This is a genomic window from Candidatus Eisenbacteria bacterium, from assembly GCA_035577985.1.
Lineage (GTDB): Bacteria > Desulfobacterota > Binatia > DP-6 > DP-6 > DATJZY01.
In genome coordinates this window covers 19,100-38,496 of sequence record DATJZY010000185.1, presented here as the reverse complement: position 1 = coordinate 38,496, position 19,397 = coordinate 19,100, and the positions used below count along the sequence as shown (strand labels likewise).

13 protein-coding genes are annotated in these 19,397 nt (G+C 72.8%); 9 read left to right on the top strand and 4 right to left on the bottom strand.

What is annotated here, in order from left to right; genetic code table 11:
- Window positions 1-133: 133 nt before the first annotated feature.
- Window positions 134-1,555 (bottom strand): glycosyltransferase, encoded by a 1,422-nt coding sequence (locus VMS22_25845; GenBank protein HXJ37467.1) that lies wholly within the window; start codon window positions 1,553-1,555, stop codon window positions 134-136.
- A 150-nt stretch (window positions 1,556-1,705) separates the two neighbouring features.
- On the opposite strand from VMS22_25845, the gene VMS22_25840 reads away from it, so the two are divergent.
- The 3 genes from VMS22_25840 to VMS22_25830 are packed head-to-tail and all read left to right on the top strand — an operon-like array spanning window position 1,706 to window position 6,826.
- On the top strand, window positions 1,706-2,833 hold the full coding sequence (locus VMS22_25840) for a glycosyltransferase family 4 protein (protein HXJ37466.1): 1,128 nt from the start codon (window positions 1,706-1,708) through the stop codon (window positions 2,831-2,833).
- The gene (locus VMS22_25835; GenBank protein HXJ37465.1) at window positions 2,830-4,845 is read left to right on the top strand and encodes a sulfatase; all 2,016 of its coding nucleotides are present in this window, start codon (window positions 2,830-2,832) and stop codon (window positions 4,843-4,845) included. The genes VMS22_25840 and VMS22_25835 overlap by 4 nt, the downstream gene beginning before the upstream one ends.
- Window positions 4,835-6,826, top strand: coding sequence for a sulfatase (locus tag VMS22_25830; GenBank protein ID HXJ37464.1), 1,992 nt, complete (start codon window positions 4,835-4,837; stop codon window positions 6,824-6,826). The genes VMS22_25835 and VMS22_25830 overlap by 11 nt, the downstream gene beginning before the upstream one ends.
- A 4-nt stretch (window positions 6,827-6,830) precedes the next feature.
- On the opposite strand, the gene VMS22_25825 is transcribed toward VMS22_25830, so the two are convergent.
- Window positions 6,831-8,273, bottom strand: coding sequence for a glycosyltransferase (locus VMS22_25825; protein HXJ37463.1), 1,443 nt, complete (start codon window positions 8,271-8,273; stop codon window positions 6,831-6,833).
- An 87-nt stretch (window positions 8,274-8,360) separates the two neighbouring features.
- On the opposite strand from VMS22_25825, the gene VMS22_25820 reads away from it, so the two are divergent.
- The 3 genes from VMS22_25820 to VMS22_25810 are packed head-to-tail and all read left to right on the top strand — an operon-like array spanning window position 8,361 to window position 12,672.
- A complete protein-coding gene (locus VMS22_25820; GenBank protein ID HXJ37462.1) occupies window positions 8,361-9,218 on the top strand; it encodes a class I SAM-dependent methyltransferase in 858 nt (285 codons plus the stop codon).
- The gene (locus VMS22_25815) at window positions 9,215-10,900 is read left to right on the top strand and encodes a hypothetical protein (protein ID HXJ37461.1); all 1,686 of its coding nucleotides are present in this window, start codon (window positions 9,215-9,217) and stop codon (window positions 10,898-10,900) included. Before VMS22_25820 ends, VMS22_25815 begins: the two co-directional genes overlap by 4 nt.
- Before the next feature lie 50 nt (window positions 10,901-10,950).
- Window positions 10,951-12,672, top strand: coding sequence for an AMP-binding protein (locus VMS22_25810; protein HXJ37460.1), 1,722 nt, complete (start codon window positions 10,951-10,953; stop codon window positions 12,670-12,672).
- A gap of 9 nt (window positions 12,673-12,681) precedes the next feature.
- Here VMS22_25810 and VMS22_25805 read toward each other — a convergent pair whose 3' ends face one another.
- Complete coding sequence (locus VMS22_25805; GenBank protein ID HXJ37459.1) at window positions 12,682-13,725, bottom strand: SGNH/GDSL hydrolase family protein; 1,044 nt, start codon at window positions 13,723-13,725, stop codon at window positions 12,682-12,684.
- Between the two features lie 37 nt (window positions 13,726-13,762).
- Window positions 13,763-14,506, bottom strand: a complete 744-nt coding sequence (locus VMS22_25800) for an SGNH/GDSL hydrolase family protein (GenBank protein ID HXJ37458.1) — start codon at window positions 14,504-14,506, stop codon at window positions 13,763-13,765.
- A 116-nt stretch (window positions 14,507-14,622) separates the two neighbouring features.
- Here VMS22_25800 and VMS22_25795 point away from each other — a divergent pair, with 116 nt between their 5' ends.
- The 3 genes from VMS22_25795 to VMS22_25785 are packed head-to-tail and all read left to right on the top strand — an operon-like array spanning window position 14,623 to window position 19,354.
- The gene (locus tag VMS22_25795) at window positions 14,623-16,707 is read left to right on the top strand and encodes a discoidin domain-containing protein (protein HXJ37457.1); all 2,085 of its coding nucleotides are present in this window, start codon (window positions 14,623-14,625) and stop codon (window positions 16,705-16,707) included.
- Entirely contained in the window at window positions 16,704-17,414 is a 711-nt protein-coding gene (locus VMS22_25790) for a polyprenol monophosphomannose synthase (protein ID HXJ37456.1), read from the top strand. The genes VMS22_25795 and VMS22_25790 overlap by 4 nt, the downstream gene beginning before the upstream one ends.
- Window positions 17,387-19,354 carry a sialate O-acetylesterase gene (locus tag VMS22_25785; GenBank protein ID HXJ37455.1) on the top strand — a complete coding sequence of 656 codons (1,968 nt, stop codon included), beginning with the start codon at window positions 17,387-17,389 and terminating at the stop codon, window positions 19,352-19,354. The genes VMS22_25790 and VMS22_25785 overlap by 28 nt, the downstream gene beginning before the upstream one ends.
- Window positions 19,355-19,397 lie beyond the last annotated feature (43 nt).

Genomic DNA, 19,397 nt, shown 5'->3' with positions numbered 1-19,397 from the left:
AGGCGCCTGCGAAGCGGCGCGACGAAATGCTGGGCCGTGACGAGACGTGTGACTTCTCGCGCGGCGGAGCCGAAGCCGAAGCCTCGCCCCCGACCTCGCACCACCGACGCCGCGCCCGCGCGATGACGAGGAGCTACGCCCCGACGCGACCGACCGCCAGCAGCGACATCCCCACCGGCGGACCGAAGCGGCGCTCCATCCTGAGCCACGGCACGAGCCAGTCGTTCACCTTGGCCTGGAAGCCCGGCACCGCGGCCCGCCGCAGCACGACCGCGTTGAGCCACCACCCCGGCACGCCCAGCATGTTGAAGTACGAGAGATGCTCGACCTCGAGCCCGGCCGCGCGCAGCTTCTCGTCGATCTCCTCGCGCGAGTAGCGACGGAAGTGGTGGATGTTCTTGTCGATCGATCCGTAGAGCGCCTTGATGGCCGGGATGATCAGCACGACGCGGCCGCCCGGCTCGAGCACGTCGCGCATGGCGACGAGCGCCCCGCGGTCGTCCTCGATGTGCTCGAGCACGTTCGAGCAGACGACGGTGTCGAAGGTCCGCTTGGGGATGCCGTTCGCGCCGAGCGTGGCCAGGTCCAGGTGCCGTACCTGCACGTTCGGCGCATGCGCGAACGTGCGCGTGAGGAGATCGACGTACTCCTGGTCGACGTCGGTCGCCGTGAGGTCGCCGCGCCCGGCGAGGTACTTCGTCATGAGCCCGGTGCCCGAGCCGATCTCGAGGATCCGCCGCCCGACGAACGGCTGCACGAGGTTCCACAGGAAGGCGTTGTAGCGGCGCAGCACCTCGACGCGGCGGAGCGTCGTGAAGCCGGCGTCCTCGCGGCCGATGTCGGCCACGAACTTGAAGCGCAGGATCGTCCAGACGGCCGAGAAGGCGTCCTTCCAGCCGATCTTCTTGCCCTCGGCGTAGGCGCGGCCGTGGTACGAGATGGGGATCTCGTAGACGCGACAGCGCAGGTGCGCGACCTTCGCGGTCAGCTCGGGCTCGAGGCCGAAACGGTTCGAGCGGATCGGAATCGTCTTCAGGATGTCGGACCGGAACGCCTTGTAGCAGGTCTCCATGTCCGTGAGGTTCAAGTTCGTGCACATGTTCGAGAGCAGCGTCAGCATCTTGTTCGCGACGGTGTGCCAGAAGAACAGCACACGGCGCGGCCCGCCCGCGAAGCGCGATCCGAAGACGACGTCCGCGTGGCCGTCGAGGATGGGTTGGATCAGGCGCGGATACTCGGCCGGGTCGTACTCGAGATCGGCGTCCTGGATGAGCGCGATCTCGCCCGCGATGTGCTGCGCCGCGGTGCGGATGGCGGCCCCCTTGCCCTGGTTCTCGGCGTGGAAGTCGAGCACGATCCGGTTCTGGGCGGTGTCCGGCGTCTCGCGACGGAACTCGGCGAGGATCTCGCGGGTCCCGTCCGACGAGTAGTCGTCGACCACGATGATGTCCTTCGGGATCGGGACGGCCATGACGCGCGCCAGGAGCGTGCGGACGGTCCCCGCCTCGTTGTAGACGGGAACCAGCACGGAGAGCCGGCGGAACTCGAACGCCATCTCCCGGGCATTGTCCCGCGCGCGGGCGGGATTGCAAGACGCCGAGAGTTTGCAAACCGCGGGGCGGGCACGTAGGCCTGAAGCGTCCATGAGCCGCCGGCAGGGCACCCGGTGAACCTCCCTCGGCACGGGCCCGAAAGGAGCCACTGAGTGCACATCGTCGCCCTCAACTGGCGGGATCTGGCGAACCCGCTCGGCGGCGGCGCCGAGGTTCACATGGAGGAGATCCTGCGGTACCTCGGTCACCAGGGGCACCGCTGCACTCTGGTGACGTCCCGCTTCCCCGGCGCGAAGGCGGCCGAGGACGCCGACGGCTACCACGTCGTGCGCGGCGGCTCCGAGCTGACGTTCAACCTCGCCGTGCCGTTCCTCTACCGCCGCGTGGCCGCCGCGCACCCGCCGGACATCGTCCTCGACGACATCAACAAGATCCCCTTCTACAGCCCGCTGTGGGCGCGGGCCCCGATCCTCGCGGTGATCCCGCACTTGATGGGGACGACCGTCTTCCAGGAGGTGAATCCGCTGGTCGCGACCGTCGTCTACGCCGCCGAGCAACCCGTGCGCTGGGTCTACCGCCACTGCGATTTCGAAGTGATCTCCGAATCGACGCGCGACGATCTCGTCGCGCGCGGCTACGCGGCCGATCGCATCTCGGTCGTGCACTGCGGCATCGATCGCGCCCGCTATCATCCCGATCCGGCGGTCGCGAAGACGGCGGCGCCGAGCCTCGTCTACGTGGGTCGCATCAAACGCTACAAGGCCGTCGACCACGCCATCCGCTCGCTGCCGCTCGTGCGCCGGCGGTTTCCCGACACGACGCTCACGATCGTCGGCGACGGCGACGGCATGCCGGCGCTGCGCGCGCTCACCGAATCGCTCGGCTTGACGCAGGCCGTCCGCTTCGCCGGCTTCCTGCCGCACGCCGAGAAGGTGCGGCTGCTCCAGTCCGCGCACGTGGTCGTGAACCCCTCCGTGAAGGAGGGATGGGGCCTCACGAACGTCGAGGCGAACGCGTGCGGAGCCGTCTGCGTCGCCGCCGACGCGCCCGGCATCCGCGACAGCGTGCGCGACGGCGAGACCGGACTCCTCTATCCCTGGGGCGACGTCGAAGCGCTCGCCGCACGCGTCGTGGACGTGTTGGCCCACCCCGAGCGTCGCGCGGCGATGGAGCGCGCCGCGCTCGCGTGGGCGGCGAGCCTCACCTGGGAGAGCTGCGGTGCCGCGACCCTGCGCCTCGTCGAGCGGATCGTCGGCGCGCACGGGAGGCGCGCGGCGTGATCGCGAGGCGCCCCGCGCGCGGTCCGCGACCGGTCGTCGCCCTCGTGTTCGCCTGCCTCGCGCTGCGCGCGGGCGCGGCCGAGGGCGCGACGCCGCGGCGCGTGCACCTGCTCGATCTCACGGGCGATCTCCCGCCGCGACTCGAGATCGGCGGCGTCCAGCAGCCGGTGCTGGCCTTCGACCCCGCCGGCCAGGCGACGATCGGGGGCACGGAGACGAAGGTCCCCCCGAGTCGCACGATCGAGGTGACCCTCGCCCTGCCCGCCGGCTGGTCTTCCGACCAGCTGATCGCGAGCGCGCTCGTCGTCGTCGACGGCGTACCGCGCTGGCAGCCGCCGACGCTCCAGCGCACGACGCCGCCGGTGGCGGTCTTCCAGTTCCGCGGCAAGGAGGTCGGACGCTCGGTCCGTCTCATCGTCGTCGGCTCGAGCCAGCCGAAGCCGGGACCGCGGCGCCGCACGCTCGGGCCGGTGACGGTCGCGCCCGGGTCGCACCTGCGGGTCGCGATCGGCGTGCCGGCGGGTGCGTGCAAGTTCGCGCCGCCCACCGTCGTTCGCGTCGACGCCATCCAAGGACGCCGCAGCCGCGCCGTCCTCCATCGCCGCCTCGACCAGATGAGCCCTTGCGACCAGTGGATCCCGTTCGACATCGCGCTCGCCGGCGTCGCCGGGCCCGACCTGCGGTTTCGATTCCGGATGCGCGCGCGGCGGAAGTACCACGCGGGACGCGTGCTGGCCGCCACGATCGGCGACCCGATCGTCGAGGCGCCGACGAGCGCGTCGCCGCCACCCAACGTCATCTTGATCTCGCTCGACACGCTCGGCGCGAAGCACCTGGGCGCGTACGGCTATCCGTTCCCGACCAGCCCGAACCTCGATGCCCTGGTACCCACGGGCACGCTCTTCGAGCACGTGGTCGCCGCCTACCCGTCGACCGCCGCCTCGCACATGACGCTCTTCACGGGCCGTCTGCCCGCGTCGCACGGCGTGCGCGGCTATCTCGACGTGCTCGCGCCCGTCGTCCCGACGCTGCCGCAGGCCCTCCGCGCCGCGGGCTACTTCAACGCCGCGTTCACCGAGGACGCCACGCTCGCCGTCTCCATGGGTTTCGGGCGCGGGTTCCACGAGTATCGCGAGAACCGCAGCGCGACCACCTGGGGCACGACCGGGCGCGTGCGCCAGACCCTCGGCGACGCGCGGCGATGGCTCGACACGGCGCCGGGCGATCCCTTCTTCCTGTTCATCCACACCTACCAGGTGCACACGCCCTACACGCCGCCGCCCAGCCACGCGCTGGCGGTGCGACCGGACGAGCCCTGCGACCCGAAGGCGCCGCCCGTCCGGCTCTACGACGGCGAAGTCCACTATCTCGACGAGCGCCTGGCGCGCTTCCTGCGCTACCTCAGCACGCGCCGCTTCCTCGAGCGGACGCTCGTCATCATCACGGCGGACCACGGTGAGTCATTCGGCGAGCACGGGCACCAGGCGCACGGGCACTGCCTGCACGAGGAAGCGATGCAGGTGCCCCTCCTGGTCCTGGGTCCGGGCATCACGCCCGGCCGCCGCGTCGCCGATCGGATCGGCCTCGTCGACCTCGCGCCGACGATCCTCGACCTCGCCGGGGTCCCGCCGCTTCCGGACGCGGACGGACGCTCGGTCGTGCCCGCGCTGCGCGGCGCGCCCCTCGAGGCGCGCCCACTCGTCGCCGAGCTCGAGGGACCGCTCGGGCCCATGGGCGGAACGCCGTCGCCCAACCAGCGGGCCGTGTGGGTCGGCGACCACAAGGTCATCCACGACCTCGAGAACGGCATGTGGTGGTTCACCGACCTCGCGCACGATCCCGACGAGACGGCCGTGACGTCGTTGCCGCCGATCGAGGTCCTGGCGACGATGAAGGAACGGCTCGAGTGGTACCACACGCTGACGCCGGTCGCCGGCCAGGGAATCGTCGGCGAGGGAACCATCACGCCGGCGGCGATCGAGAAGCTGCGGGCGCTCGGCTATGTGGAATAGGCTCGGCATCGCCGTCGCGGGTGTCGCGACCGTCGCCGGCATCGCCGGGGCCGCGCCGCCGCAGGTCGGCCGGCAGTACGTCCTCGATCTCGGCCGCGGGTCGACACCTCGGGTCGAGATCGGCGGCGTCGAGCGCCCGGTGGTCGCGTTCGGCCCGTCGGGAGGGACCCAGGTCGCTTCGGGCAGCGGCCCCGTGCCGGCCCGGGGGCTGCTCGACGCCCCCGCGATCCTGCCCGAGGGCTGGACCGTCGACGGCGTCGAGGCGAACGCCCTCATCCTGGTCGACGGGACGGCGCGCAACGCGCCGGCGATGCTGGTCGCCGGCTCTCCGCCGCACGCGGTGACGCGCTTCCTGCCGGCGGAGATCGGCAAGCCCGCCCAGTGGGCGATCTTCGTCGTCGCACGACCGCGGCACGGCGCCCAGCGACGAAGCTTCGGTCCGCTCGCCATCGGCGCCGGCGCCCGCTTGCAGGCGTCCGTGGGGATCCCGCCCGAAGCCTGCAAGGTCGCACCCCCTGCCATCGTTCGTGTGGACGTCGTCGATCATGGTCGAGGGCGGGCCGTCGCCCGCCGGCGCGTCGATGCGGCGACCGACTGCAATCGCTGGACGCCGATCGACGTCCCGCTCGCGTCGAGCGACGGCCGTCCCGTTCGCCTGCGCTTCCAGGTACGCGCCGCGGAGCGCGCCGATCGTGAGCGTACGCTCGCGGTCGCGATCGGCGATCCGATCGTCGCGTCCCCCCAGACGGGCTCGCCGCGCCCGAACGTGATCCTGATCTCGCTCGACACGCTTGGCGCGAAGCACTTGAGCGGGTACGGCTACCCCTACCCGACGAGCCCCCACCTGGACGCGTTCGCGCGCCGCGCGACCGTCTTCGAGCACGCCGTCGCGCACTACCCGACCACGGGGGCGTCGCACATGAGTCTGTTCACGAGTCGCGTCGTCGCGACGCACGGCGTCCGGGGCTATCTCGACGTCCTGCCGGCCAGCATCGACACCGTGCCGCAGGCATTCCGGCGCGCCGGGTACGTCACCGCCGCGTTCACCGAGGACGGCCTTGTGTCGCGGCGACTCGGCTTCGCGCGCGGCTTTCACTCCTTCCACGAGGACCCGAGTCCGGTCGAGGCGCGCCAGCGCGGTGCGGCGCGCGAGACGTTCGGCGCCGCGGCGCGCTGGATCGCACGCGAGTCGGACGGGCCGTTCTTCCTGTTCGTCCACACCTACGAGGTGCACGGCCCCTACCGCCCGTCGCCCGGTCACGTCGCGGCCATCCGGCCGCCGGAGCTGCCCGCGCCGGTGCCGGATCCGGCCCGTCTGTACGACGCGGAGATCCACGGTCTCGACGAGGTCGTCGCCCGCTTCCTGCGCGTCCTGCGGCTGGCGGGCATCGCCGGCGACACGATCGTGGTCATCACCGCCGATCACGGCGAGGCGTTCGGCGAGCATGGACATCGGGGCCACGGCCGCTGCCTGCACGAGGAGGTGATGCACGTGCCGCTGCTCGTCGCAGGGCCCGGCCTCCCCGCCGGCCAGCGTGTACCGACGCGGGTCGGCCTCGTCGACGTCGCACCGACGCTGCTCGACCTCGCGGGTCTGGCGCCGATGGCGTCGGCCGAGGGCCGCTCCCTCGCGCCCGCGCTGCATGGACAGGCACTCGCGCCGCGGCCGGTAGTCGCCGAGGTGCGCGGACCGCTCGGCCCGAACGGCCGCAAGCCGTGGCCCGACCAGCGCGCCGTCTGGGTGGGCGACGCCAAGGTGATCCACGACGAGACGACCGGCGAGTTCTGGTTCTACGACGTCGCGAGGGATCCCGACGAGAATCGCGCCGCCCTCCCGCCCCTCCCCACGTTCGGGGTGATGAAACGGTCGCTCGAGGCCTACGAGCGACTGCGGCCGCCCGCGGGCGGCGCCGCCCCGGGCGAGGCCCTCGCGACGCCCGACGTCATCGAGCGGATGCGCGCCCTCGGCTACGTCGAGTGAGGCGTCACGCGAGGTTCATGCGCTTGCGGGCGATGATGTTCAGCATGCGGAGGCCTGTTCGCATGCTGTGCCAGCGGCTCGCCGAGTGCTTCGATGCGCCGCCCAGCCGGCGGTAGTAGCTCACCGGGATCTCGATCACGCGCCCCTCGGCACGGATCATCTCGATCATCATCTCGGGCGAGAACGCGGCGTCGTCGCGCGTCAAATGCGGGCGGATGCGCTGCCAGGCGTCGCGCCAGATCGCACGATACGTGCACCCGACGTCGGTGAAGCGCGGCTCCCGCGTCCACCACAGGGCTTCCACGAGCTTGCCGACGACGACGTTCCCCCAGCGGAGCAAGCCGTCCATGTTCGCGCCCTGCTCGACCAGCTGCCGCGTCGTCCGCGTGCCGATCACCATGTCGGCGTCCTTCAGGAACTCGAGCAGCTTGCCGAGGTCCTTGGCGCGGAAGGTGGCATCCGCCTCGACCAGCACCAGGATCTCGCCCGTGGCCGCGTCGAGCCCCTGCTTCAAGGCGTCGCCGTAGCCCTTGAGCGGCCGCGAGTAGACGACGGCGCCGAGGTCGCGCGCGATCTGCGCGGTGCCGTCGGCCGACTGGTTGTCCATGACCACGATCTCGTCGGCGTGGTCCTTGAAGTCGCGCAGGACGAACCCGATGGCCGCCGCCTCGTTGTAGGCGGGGATCACGACGCTCACCTTGTTGCGGTCGAAGTGCAGCGTGCGGGCGAGGAAGTTGGCCGCGTTCAGGTCCGCGATCGTGTTCACGTTGAGGTAGTGGCCGCGCAGCACGAAGGCGCGCACGTCGCCGCCGCGCTTGGCGGCGTGGTCGATGACGTCGGTCAGCTCGAGCCGGCCGGTGCGCGCCGAGCGCGGCGTCTCGCGCGCGTCGCGATAGATCTCGGGCCCGAACAGGTACGTGCCGCAGCCGACGTACGGCGTCGGCGCGCTCTCGGGCTTCTCGACCAGGGCGCGGATCCGGTCGCCGTCGAGCTCGACGGTGTAGTTCTTGCGGATGAGATCCATGTCCTCGGTCGGATGGATGCCGCACACGGCGACGTATCCCGGCGGCACGCCGGCGAGCCCCGCGTGGTTCGTCTCCAGGTAGAGCTCGTCGCCCAGCAGGCACACGAACGGCTCCTGCACGTGCGGCTCGACGACCGTGAGTAGCGTGCCGAGCCCGCCGTCGACGTCGGGGTTGTCGAGATACCGGATGCGCATCCCGAGCCCGCCGCCGTCGCCGTAGGCGGCACGGATCTGGTCGGCGAGATAGCCGACGACGAGGAAGACGTCGCGGATCGCGAGCTGGTCGCGCAGGATCTCGAGGTTGCGCGTCAGCAGCGGACGCCCGGCGACCTCGAGCAGGACCTTGGGCACCTGGAGGCTGCGGGGATGGATGCGCCGACCTTTGCCGGCGGCGGCGACGACGCCGATTCGCGGAGCGGGCACGCGGCCTCGCAGATAGACGCCGGCCGCGTGGGTTGCAAACCCGCGCGGCTTTGCCGACCCCGCCTGCCTCCGACTACAGTGCGCGCGATGGCGGCGGCGGACGGCACGTGCGTGCTCTGTGGCGGCGCGCACGAGGCGGCGTTCGAGAAGCAGGGCTTCACCTTCGCGCGCTGCGTCGCCTGCGGCCTCGTCTCGCTCGATCCGCTGCCCACCGCGGCGGCGCTGGGCGCGCACCACGACGCGTCGTACCAGGACGGGCGCTACGCGGCCTTCGCCGCCGCCGACGACGTCCGCGCGACCATCGCGGACTACCGCCTCGCGCGCGTGCGATCCGTCCTTCCGCCGGGGCGGTGGCTCGACGTCGGCTGCTCGACGGGCGCGTTCCTCGCCGCGGCGGCGACGGCCGGCATGACGGTCGAGGGCATCGAGCTCTCCGCGTCGGCCGCGGCCGCGGCGCGCGCGCGCGGCTTCACGGTGCACGAGGGTCGCGTCGAGGACGTGCAGCCGTCGGGATCCTTCGCGGCCGTCACGGCCTTCGACGTCGTCGAGCACCTGCTCGATCCGGTCACGTTCGTCCGCCGCGTCGCCGGCTGGCTCGCCGGCGACGGCGCGCTCGCCGTGACCGTGCCCGACGCCGCGAGCCCGACGGCCCGGCTCCTCGGCCGCGCCTGGTTCTACTATGCGCCGCCCGACCACGTGCACTACTTCACGCCGGCGACGTTGCGCCGCCTGCTCGAATCCGCCGGCTTTCGCGACGTCCGCGTCGAACCGATCGGAAAGCCCATCACGCTCGCGTACGCGACCGCGCAGGTGGCCGCCTTCTATCCGGCGCTGGGACCGCTCGTGCGTCCGCTGGGTGCGCTCCTGCCGGCGGCGCTCGCACGCCGTCCCATTCCGCTTCCGCTCGGTGAGATCCTGGCGACCGGCCGGCGGCCCGCCCGGTGAGCATGCGGACCGCCCGCTTCGTCCTGCTCGCGCTCGGCCTCGCCATCCCGATCGCGCTGGTCGTGACGCACCCGCTCGCGGGCGCGCTCGGCACGCACGTCCTGGAGGACGGCTCGTACGACCCGTTCCAGTTCATCTGGAACATCTGGTGGGTGCGCGAGAGCCTGCTCGACCTGCACACGGACCCGTTCTTCACCCGCCTGCTCTTCTACCCGACGGGCGTGCCGCTAGTGTTCCACACCTTCTCGTTCCCGCTCGGCCTCGCGAGCGTTCCGCTGCAGGTGACGCTGCCGGGCGGCGTCGTGGCCGCGCACAACGTGCTCGTGCTGGCGGCGCCGGCGCTCGGCTTCGTCGCGACGGCTCTCCTCGCGCGCGAGGTGACGGACGATCCGGTCGCCGCGCTCGCCGCCGGCTTCGTCGGGGCCGTGAGCCCGATCGCCGTCTGGTTCCTGCCGGTCCTCTACCTCGACTGCACGTATCTGGTCGCCTTCACGCTGTGGGCGTGGTGGCGTCTGCAGCGCGCGCGCCGCATCGGCTGGATCGCGGCGGTCGTCGCCCTCGCGCTGACGCTGGTCTTCGCGTCGCAGGAGTACGCGATGATGGCGCTCGCCCTCCTCCTGCTCGACACGGTGCTGCGCGCGGTCGCCGCGAACGCGCTCGGCGTGCCGCGCCTGTGGTGGACCGGCAGCGCCGTCGTGTGGGGCGTCCTCCTGGTCGTGCTCGGCGCGCTCGCGCACGCGGCGCTCGGCGCGGCCGCGAACCCGCCGCCGCCGGCGCAGCTCCTGCTCGGCTCGGCCTTCGTGGCGGGGTTCGTCGTGCCGCCGTGGCTCGTGCCGCCGGCCACCTCGTTCTGGACGCTCCTCTACCTCGGCACCACGCCCCTCCTGCTCCTCCCGATCGCGCTCGCGCGCGGCGGCCGCCGGGCGTGGCTCTGGGCCGCGGCCCTCGCCGCCGCGCTCATGATGGCGCTCGGACCGTACCTCCATTGGCAGCACCCGCTGCCGACATTGAAGATCCCGCCCGGCGGCGTGCAGCCCTCGGGCCCGCGCGGGCCGTACGCCCTGGCGCTCGCTGTGGTCCCGCTCCTGCGCTGGTTCCGCGCTCCGTACCGGTGGGTCGCGGTCGCCCAGATCGCGCTCGCCGTGCTGGTCGCGCTCGCGACCGCCGCGCTGCGCGCGCGTGCCGGCGCGCGGCGCCGTGCCGTGACCGCGCTCGTCTGTGCAGCGCTCGTCCTGGGTGCGGCCGTCGACACGCGCGGGCTCCGCGCGCCGCTCGTCGCCGCCGACGTCCCGCCGGTCTACGACGCCATCCGCGACGGCGCCGGCCGCGGCGCCGTGCTCGAGCTGCCCGCGGGCTTCGTGAAGGATCAGTTCGCGCTCTACTCGAGCCTCTACATGTTCTATCAGACTCGCCACCGGCGGCCGCTGCTCGACGGCACCGTGTCGCGCACGCCGCCGGGTGCGCAGTTCACGTGGCAGCGGACGTTTCCGGACTTCGGCGCGCTCCCGTACGTCGAGTGGGTCGTCGTCCACCACGACCTCGCGGCGACCGCGTATCCGTCGAGCCGCGAGCAGATCGCGCAGGTCGAGGGCGTGCTCGCGACGCAGGGCGAAGTGGTCTCGAGGAACGAACGCACGACGCTGTATCATCTGCGTACCTTCCGTCCCGACGCCGTGCGATGAGCGTGCCTCGGGTTTGAGTCGCGCGTCGGCGCTGGTGTAGCTTTTCGCGTGTGAACCTGCGGGAGGTCGCTCCTCCGCCGCCGAGCCCGGTGCCCGCCGGCCTCCTCGACGAAGCGGAGACGGTGACGGGTGCGCTCGAGCAGCTGGTGCGGCGCTTTCCCGACTTCGCCTGCCTCACGTTCCTCGCGCGCGACCGGACCGAGGCGCGCATGACGCTCGGTCATCTCTGGATCCGCGCCCAGAGCGTGCACGCTGCCCTCGCGGCGGCCGGCATTCGCCGCGGCGACTTCGTGGTCCTCGTCCTGCCGACCGGCCCCGAGCTGCTCGCCGCTTACTTCGGGACCATGCTCGCGGGCGGCGTGCCGACGCTGCTCGCACCGCCGTCGAATCGCTTCGCCGCGGAGGACGTGTACCGCGACCGGCTCGGCTTCCTGCTGGGGCACAGCGGGGCGCGCGCGCTCGTGTGCGACGACGAGGTGGCCGCGCTGGTCGCCACCTCCGAGCATCTTGCGCGGGCAACCGTGCTCACCCCCGCGCGAATCCCGCGACCCGCGACGCTGCCCGATCCATCGCCGGCGAGGGCCGACGACATCGCCATGGCCCAGTACTCCTCCGGATCGACGGGTACGCCGAAGGGCGTGCTCCTCTCGCAGCGCGCCGTGCTGAACAACGTGCGCGCGACGCGCGACGGATTCCGCCTCGCGCCGAGCGACATCGCGGTCAACTGGCTTCCGCTCTACCACGACCTGGGGTTGATCGACGCCTTCCTGCTCCCGATCCTCGCCGGCGCGCCCGCGGTGCTCATCCCGACGATGGACTTCATGCGCGCGCCGTCGCTCTGGCTGTGGGCCCTGCACCACTACGGCGGCACCGTCGCGTTGGCGCCGAACTTCGCCTACGCGCTCTCGGCGCAACGCATCCCGGACGACGAGCTCACGGGTCTCGACCTCGGTGCGTGGCGCATCGCCTTCAACGGCTCCGAGCCCGTTCTCGCGCCGACGCTCGCGGCATTCGGCGCGCGCTTCGCACGCTACGGTCTTCGACCGACGGCGCTCGTCTCGGGCTGGGGCCTTGCCGAGAGCGTCTGCATCTCGACCGTGCATCCGCTCGGCGAGGCGGTCCGCGTCGAGACGATCGACCGCCAGGCGCTCGCGACCGATGGCCGGGCACGCGTAACGTCGGGTGATGGGCTCGCATCGGTCTCTGTCGGCACGGCGCTCCCCGGCGTCGAGATCGCGATCCGCGACGCGGCCCACGCGACGCTTCCGGAACGCCACGTGGGCACGATCTGGCTCCGCTCGACGTCGCTCTTCATCGGCTATCACCGTGCCCCCGGGGTCACCGCCAAGGCGCTGGTGGACGGCTGGCTCGACACCGGCGACCAGGGCTACCTCGCCGGCGGCCACCTCTACTTCGTCGCGCGCGAGAAGGACCTCATCGTGATCGGCGGCGAGAAGTACGCGCCGCACGACGTCGAGACGGCGATCGGCCGGGTGTCCGGCGTGCGCGCCGGGTGCGCCGTGGCGTTCGGCGTCATCGACCCGACCCGCGGCACCGAGGACGTCGCCGCCGTGGTCGAAACGCACGAGACCGATCCCGCCGCACGCGCCGCGCTCGGCGATGCCATCCGCACCGCGGTCATGCACGACACCGGCCTCGCCCTGCGCCACGTCGTCCTCGTGCCGCCCGGCGGCGTCGAGAAGACGACCAGCGGCAAGCTCGCGCGCCGCGCCACTCGCGACCGCTACGCCGACGCCTTCACGGCCAAGTAGTCGCGGCGATCACTTCGCCGCCAGCGCCTCTGCGATCGCCGCCGCGGCCACGGCGTGCCCGCGGGCGTTCGGGTGCTGGGTGTCCGTGAACAGCGCGCCGCCCGCGGCGCGGAAGGCGGGCAACAGATCGAGGCACGCGAGACCCGTTTCCTTGCAGACGCCGAGGAGCTGGCGCTGCGGCACCGTGTCCTCCTCGCCGCCGGCGAGCTGATACTCTTCGGGAAAGATCGCGACCAGCGCGCGGACGCCGCGCGCCTTCGAGAGCCGGGCCAGCTCGGCGTACGCGCCGCGCAGGCGGTCCCAGTACTTCGACACCGGCGCGCGATAGAACTTCAGGTGCAGATCGCGCGTCAGCTTGCCGAGGTTCGCTGCGGTGGCGGCACCGTCGCCACCCTTCGCCTGCTCGGCGACGCGCTCGGAGACCTGGCCGAACAGCTCGCCGCGCCAGTACGAGCGGATCCACCGCAGCAGGGTCAGGAACTCCGACCGATCGACGAGGCCGGGCGTGCGCTCCTCGAGCTCCTTGCGCATGAGGATCCCGGTCGGGCTGTAGACCGGCGAGACGTCGTAGTCGTTGAGGCTCGCGCCCACGACGGCGATCTCGGGCGCGAGCGGGAGGACGACGCGCTCGAGGAAGCGCACTTCCGAGACCGCGTCGTAGCCGGGCACACCGGCGTTCAGCACCTCCCAGCGCCCGCCGTCCGCGGCCAGCCGACGCGCGAGCTCGCTCGCGACGGTCTCCTCCTCGCGCACGCCCTGGCCGAAGACGACCGAATCACCGACGACGGCGACGCGGTGCACCCCGGGCGCGGGCGCGTCGCCGACGTCGGGACCGCGAAGCCCCCAGCGATTCACGCGCACCGGCAGGCCGAAGAGCAGCGTCTCCACGCCCGGACGCAGCACGTACGGCAGATCCGGATCCGGCCCGGCGGCGTACAGCAGACGGCTGTAGCCGTTCAGCCGGTCGACGACGCCGAGCACCCGCGCCAGCACCTCGCCGGAGACGAAGAACACCACGATCGAGAGCAGCACCGACGCCGCCGTGCGCCACATGGGGGATCGTCAACGTATCGCGGGCCCGGCAGGGACGCTAACGCGCGGCCACCATGCCGCGTGTGACGAGCGCCTGCTCGAGCAGGCCGGCGAGGCATTCGTAGCCCGCCTCGCTCGGGTGGACGTCGTCGCCGAGGAGGGCGAGGCCGCCGGCCGCCTCGAACCCCGCAGCGAGATCGACGACGTCGGGAGCCGCGACGCGCAGCCGCTGATCGAGCTGCGCGACACGCGCCGCCGTCGGCCGCCGCGTCGGCAGGACGGTCGCGACGAGCGCCCGCGCGCCGTGCGCCGCGACGACGTCCCGCAGCGAGCGGAGTCGGGCGAGCACCTGCTCGACCGCCGCGTCCGCAGGCTCGGCGCGCGAGTCCATGAGGTCGTTCGTCCCGAGGACCACGACGACGACGTCCGGCCGATCGGCGTCGAGGACTCCGTCGACGACGCGCGGCGCGCTCCACGCCGCCGGCGGCAGCGGCGGCCCGATCTCGTCGAGCGCGGTCGCCAGCACGCGCCCGGTCCCGTCGCGCGGCGACTCGAGCCACATGGCCGCCGTCGCCCCACCCGCCGCGCGCCGCAGCACCCGGGCCCGCGCACCCAGCACGCGCGCCAACCGACCCGGATACCCGCCCTCGGGATCGACCCCGTCACGCTCCCCGCCCCGCGTCGTCCCGAGCGTGATGCTGTCGCCGACACAGAGGATCCTCGGCGCCGGCGGATCGGCGCGACACGCGATCGCGAGCGTCGCGAGGCACGCCGCTCCGACCATCCGCCAGCACCGCCGCATGCCCGCCCGACTCCGTCGCACCGCGCCGGTTGTCAAGCTGCGCACGAGGTCGCGACGCGCGGCGCGCACCCGCCGCTTGCTTGAGCCCCGGACCGCCGCCGACTACATCGGGCGCCGTGCGTGCGAGCGCCCGCCTCGTGCTCGTGGCCGCCGCCGGCTACGCGCTCTTCGCGCTGTGGGTCTTCCGGCCGACGCCGACGACACTCGCCCACACCGTTCCCGCCTTCCACGGCCACAGCGGCGACGTGCTCCTGCTCATCTGGGCGACCAGCTGGGTCTCGCAGGCGCTCTTCACCGACCCGCTCCATCTCTTCGATGCCGGCATCTACTACCCGGCGCACGACACGCTCGCGTTCGGCGATCACATGATCGGCGAGGCGCTGCTCGGGCTCCCGGTCTGGCTCACGACGGGGAACCCGATCCTCGAGTACAACCTGCTCTCCCTCGCCGCCTTCGTGCTGTGCGCCGCGGCGATGCTGCGCTACCGCCGCGCGACCGGCGGCGGCATCGCCGGCGCCCTCGCAGCCGGGCTCGCGTTCTCCTTCACCCCGTTCCGCCTCCAGCTTCCGACCTGGCTCCAACTGCTGGTGACGTTCGCGATGCCGCTCGCCGTCGGCGCCTGGCTCCGTTTCGTGCGCGACGGCCGCGGGCGCGACTTCGCGCTCTGGATCTTCTGGTGGGTCGTCCACTCGCTCATGGGCATGTACGTCGCCTTCTACTTCGCGCTCGTGATGGGCGGCCTCGCCGTCGCGGGCGTCGTGCTGGCGCCCACGTCCGACCGGCGCCGGCTCGCGATCGCGACGCTCGCGGCGCCGCTCGTCGCGGGCCTGCTCCTCGCGCCGACGCTTTGGCCGTACGTGGAGCTGCGACTGACCCAGGGGCACGTGCGCACGATCGGCATGGGCACGCCATGGATCTTCTTCCTGCCGGGCCCTGGCACCTGGAGCGGTGCCCTCTTCGGCTTCGGACAGCCCGTCAACGGCGCCGTCCTCAGCTTCGGCCCGGGCCTGCTGACGAGCCTCCTCGCCCTCGCCGGTGTCGTCGTCGCACGGCTGCGTGCACGCGACCCGTGGACGCGCTTCGTGTGGGCGGTGAACGCGATCGGGCTCGTCCTGGCGCTCGGCCTCATGCTGATCCCGATCGAGGTGCAGCTCCGCCTGCCCGGCTTCGACATGGTCCGCATCACCTACCGCGCCCTGCACGTCGGGCTCCTCTTCGTCGCGTGGTTCGTCGGCGCCGCGGTGGACGAGTGCGTGAGGGCGGCCCGACGGCCTGCGCTCCGCGCGGCGCTGGCGGCGGTGCTCGTCGCAGCCCTCGCATTCGACGTCGGCACGGCACCAGCCGAACGGCGCCGCCTGCCCACCGCCGACGATCAGCCGCCGATCTACGAGGCCGTGCGCCGCATGCCGGAGCCCGTCCTCTACGAGCGCACGAACGGCATCGAAGGCTCGGCGCTCGCCATGTACCACGCCATCTTCCACCGAAAGCGTCTCGTGAACGGCTACAGCGGCTTCACGAGCCCAGGGCCCGCCTTCGTCACGCACCGGCTGTTCGAGTTCCCGAGCGACGACGCGCGCGCGCTCCTCTCCGAGCTCGACGTCCACGCCGTCCTCTTGCGCGAGGCCGACGACGCGACGCTCGACCGCAAGCTCGCGACGCTCGGGCTTGGCGGTGCCGAGGTCGTCCACCGCGACGGCCCGACCGCGCTCCTGCGCGTACCGTCCGTGCCGCCGCGGACGGCGCCGCCGGCCACCGTGCTCCCGCGCGCCGGCTGGCGCCTCACCGCGAGCGACGCCGAGGGCGCGCTGCCCGCCGTCGTCGACGGCGATGCAGCGAGCGTCTGGCACGTCGTCGCCGAGCGCCCGAAGATTCCGTGGCTGGCGATCGATCTCGGCCGCGTCGCGCCGGTCGCGGGTCTGCGGGCCGTGTCGGGCGCGCCGGATGCGCCCGGTCTCTACCTCGCCGACATCGAGACCTCGCTCGACGGCGACACCTGGACGGCGACGAACGCGCGCTTCGATCCCGAGTCGTTGCAGATGCTCTTCCAGCGCCCGAGCGAGATGCGGCGATGGGAGGCGCGCTTCGCCCCGCGCGACGCGCGCTACGTGCGCCTCACCAATCCGCGGCTTGCCTTCTGGGGCGCCGCGTGGGAGATGGCCGAGCTCGACGTGCTGACACCGGCTGCAGGGTCGGCGCCATGAGCGGGCGCGACCTCCTCGTGGTCGTGCCGACCTACAACGAGCGCGACAACCTGCCCGAGCTGGTCGACGGCATCCGGGCGAACCTGCCCGGCGCGCACGTCCTGGTCGTCGACGACGGTTCGCCCGACGGCACGGCCGCGGTGGCGCGCGAGCTCGGCGCCGCGACCGGCGACGTCGCCGTGCTCGAGCGCGATCGCCCGCGCGGCATCGGTAGCGCCTACCGTCACGGCTTTCGGGCCGGTCTCGAACGCGGCTACCGGCGCTTCGTGTCGATGGATGCGGACCTCTCGCACGACCCGAAGCATCTGCCGGCGCTGGTCGCCGCGAGCGAGACCGCCGACTTCGCGATCGGGTCGCGCTACCTGCACGGCGTCTCGGTCGTCAACTGGAGCCTCGGTCGTCTCGCGGCGAGCGTCGGGGCCAACGCGTATGCGCGCACCGTGACCGGGCTCCCGGTGCGCGACTGCACGAGCGGCTTCCAGTGCGTGCGGCGCGAGGTGCTCGAGGCGATCGGCATCGACGGGCTGCGGCGCGACGGCTACGCCTTCTTGATCGAGTTCAAGTACCGGGCATTTCGCCGGGGCTTCCGCTTCCAGGAGGTGCCCATCGTGTTCGTCGAGCGCCGCTCGGGCATCTCGAAGAACGGCATCCCGAGCGGGGTGAAGACGATGTGGGCGGTGTGGGCGCTACGCTTCGGAGCCGACTGATCGCGGCCCTGCTGGTCGCGACGGCGCTCGCGGCTGCGGCGGTCGTGGGCTCGGGTACGATCGTACGGCCGGCACCGCTCGTCGCCGACGGCATGGTGCTGCAGCGCGAGACGATCGTCACGATCGCGGGTCGCGGGCGGCCGCGCTGGCCGGTCGTCGTCGCCGGCTCGTGGGGCACGCTCGGTCTCGCGCTCGCGGATGCCGACGGGGCGTGGCGCGCGACCCTGCGCACGCGCGGCGCGGGCGGTCCGCACCGCGTCTTCGTGTGGGCGGGCGGCACGCAGGTCGTGCGCGACGTCTTCGTCGGCGAGACATGGCTCTGCTCGGGTCAGTCGAACATGGACTACACGGTCGCCGCGAGCGGCGCCGACCCCGGCCCGCCCCTCGCCCCAGATGCGCCGCCCATCCGGCTCTTCACGGTCGAGAAGGGCTTCGCCGACGTTCCGCGTACTTCGTGCGGGGGCACGTGGCGCGCGGCGACGCCCGAGGCCGTCGCCGACTTCTCGGCCGTGTGCTGGTCCTTCGGGCGCACGCTGCACGCCGCGCTCGGCGTGCCGATCGGCCTCGTCGCCGCGTCGGTCGGGGGCACCGAGAGCGAGCTGTGGACGAGCGAGCGCGGGCTCGGGCGCCTGCCGGACTTCCGCGCGCGCCTCGAGCAGTGGCCCGACGCCGCGCGCCGCTACGAGGCGGACTACACGCAGTGGGTCTCCGACGTGGAACGGCACGACACGGGGTGGCCCAGCTGGTCCGCACCGGATCGCGGCGACGACGCCCAGTGGCGCGAGGCGAAGGCGATGCTGGTGGCGATCGGCGACGAGACCACGCCGCTCGTCCCCGCGGGCGCCGCGTGGTTTCGGACCTCCTTCGAGGCCCCGCCCGCGCTCGCCGGCAAGGCGGCTCGCCTCGAGCTGCCGGGTCCGCTCGCCGGCGACCTCGCATGGCTGAACGGCCAACCGCTCGCGCGCGCGCGGGGCGCGGACGGAAGCCGCGCCTACGAGGTTCCCGCCGGCATTCTCGCACCGGCGAGCACCCTCGTCGTCCGCCGCTTCTCCCTCGAGCGCGGCCCGCTCCCTCCGCTCGACGGCGCGCGCCTTCGCGCCGGCGACACGACGATCGCCCTCACGGGATGGCGGGGCCGCATCGGGCTCGATCTGGCTCGCATGCGCCCGATCCCCCCGCTCCCGCCCATCCGCCATTCGCTCTTGTGGAACGCCATGATCGCGCCGCTCGTGTCGTACACGCTGCGCGGAATCGTCTGGTACCAGGGCGAGTCGAACGTCGCGCGCGCCGCCGAGTACGCCCGCACCTTCCCCGCGCTCATCGCCGACTGGCGCGAGGCGTGGGGCGAGGAGCTGCCCTTCTTCTTCGTGCAGCTCTCCGGCTACGCGGGCTATCCGCCGCCGGGTGCGATCACCGAGCTCCGCGACGCGCAGCGCCGCGCGCTCGCCGTCCCGGCGACGGGCATGGTCGTCACGACGGACATCACGACCGGTCCCGACATCCACGACATGGACAAGACCGAGGTCGGACGGCGGCTCGCGCGCTGGGCGCTGGCGACGATCTACGGGCGCCCGGACGTCGTCCCGTCGGGCCCGCTCTACCAGGGGATCGAGGTCCTCGATGGTGCGATCCGGGTGCGATTCGGCTGGGCGGCGGGCGGGCTCGTGGCCCGCGCCGAGCCGCTCTCCGGATTCGAGGTCGCGGGCGAGGACCGGCGCTTCCACCCGGCAACCGCCACGATCGACGGCGAGACGGTGATCGTCCGTTCGCGCGAGGTGCCGGAGCCGGTCGCGGTCCGCTACGACTGGAGCGACGTGCCGGAGCCCTCGCTCTTCAACCAGGCCGGCCTTCCCGCCTCGCCCTTCCGCAGCGACGACTGGCCCGGCGTCACCGACGGCGTCGCGTGGAGCTCCGATCCCGGCGCGAGCGCACGGCATTGAGCACGGCGACGGCCGACCGTCGCGAGCTTGCTCCCCGCCGAGC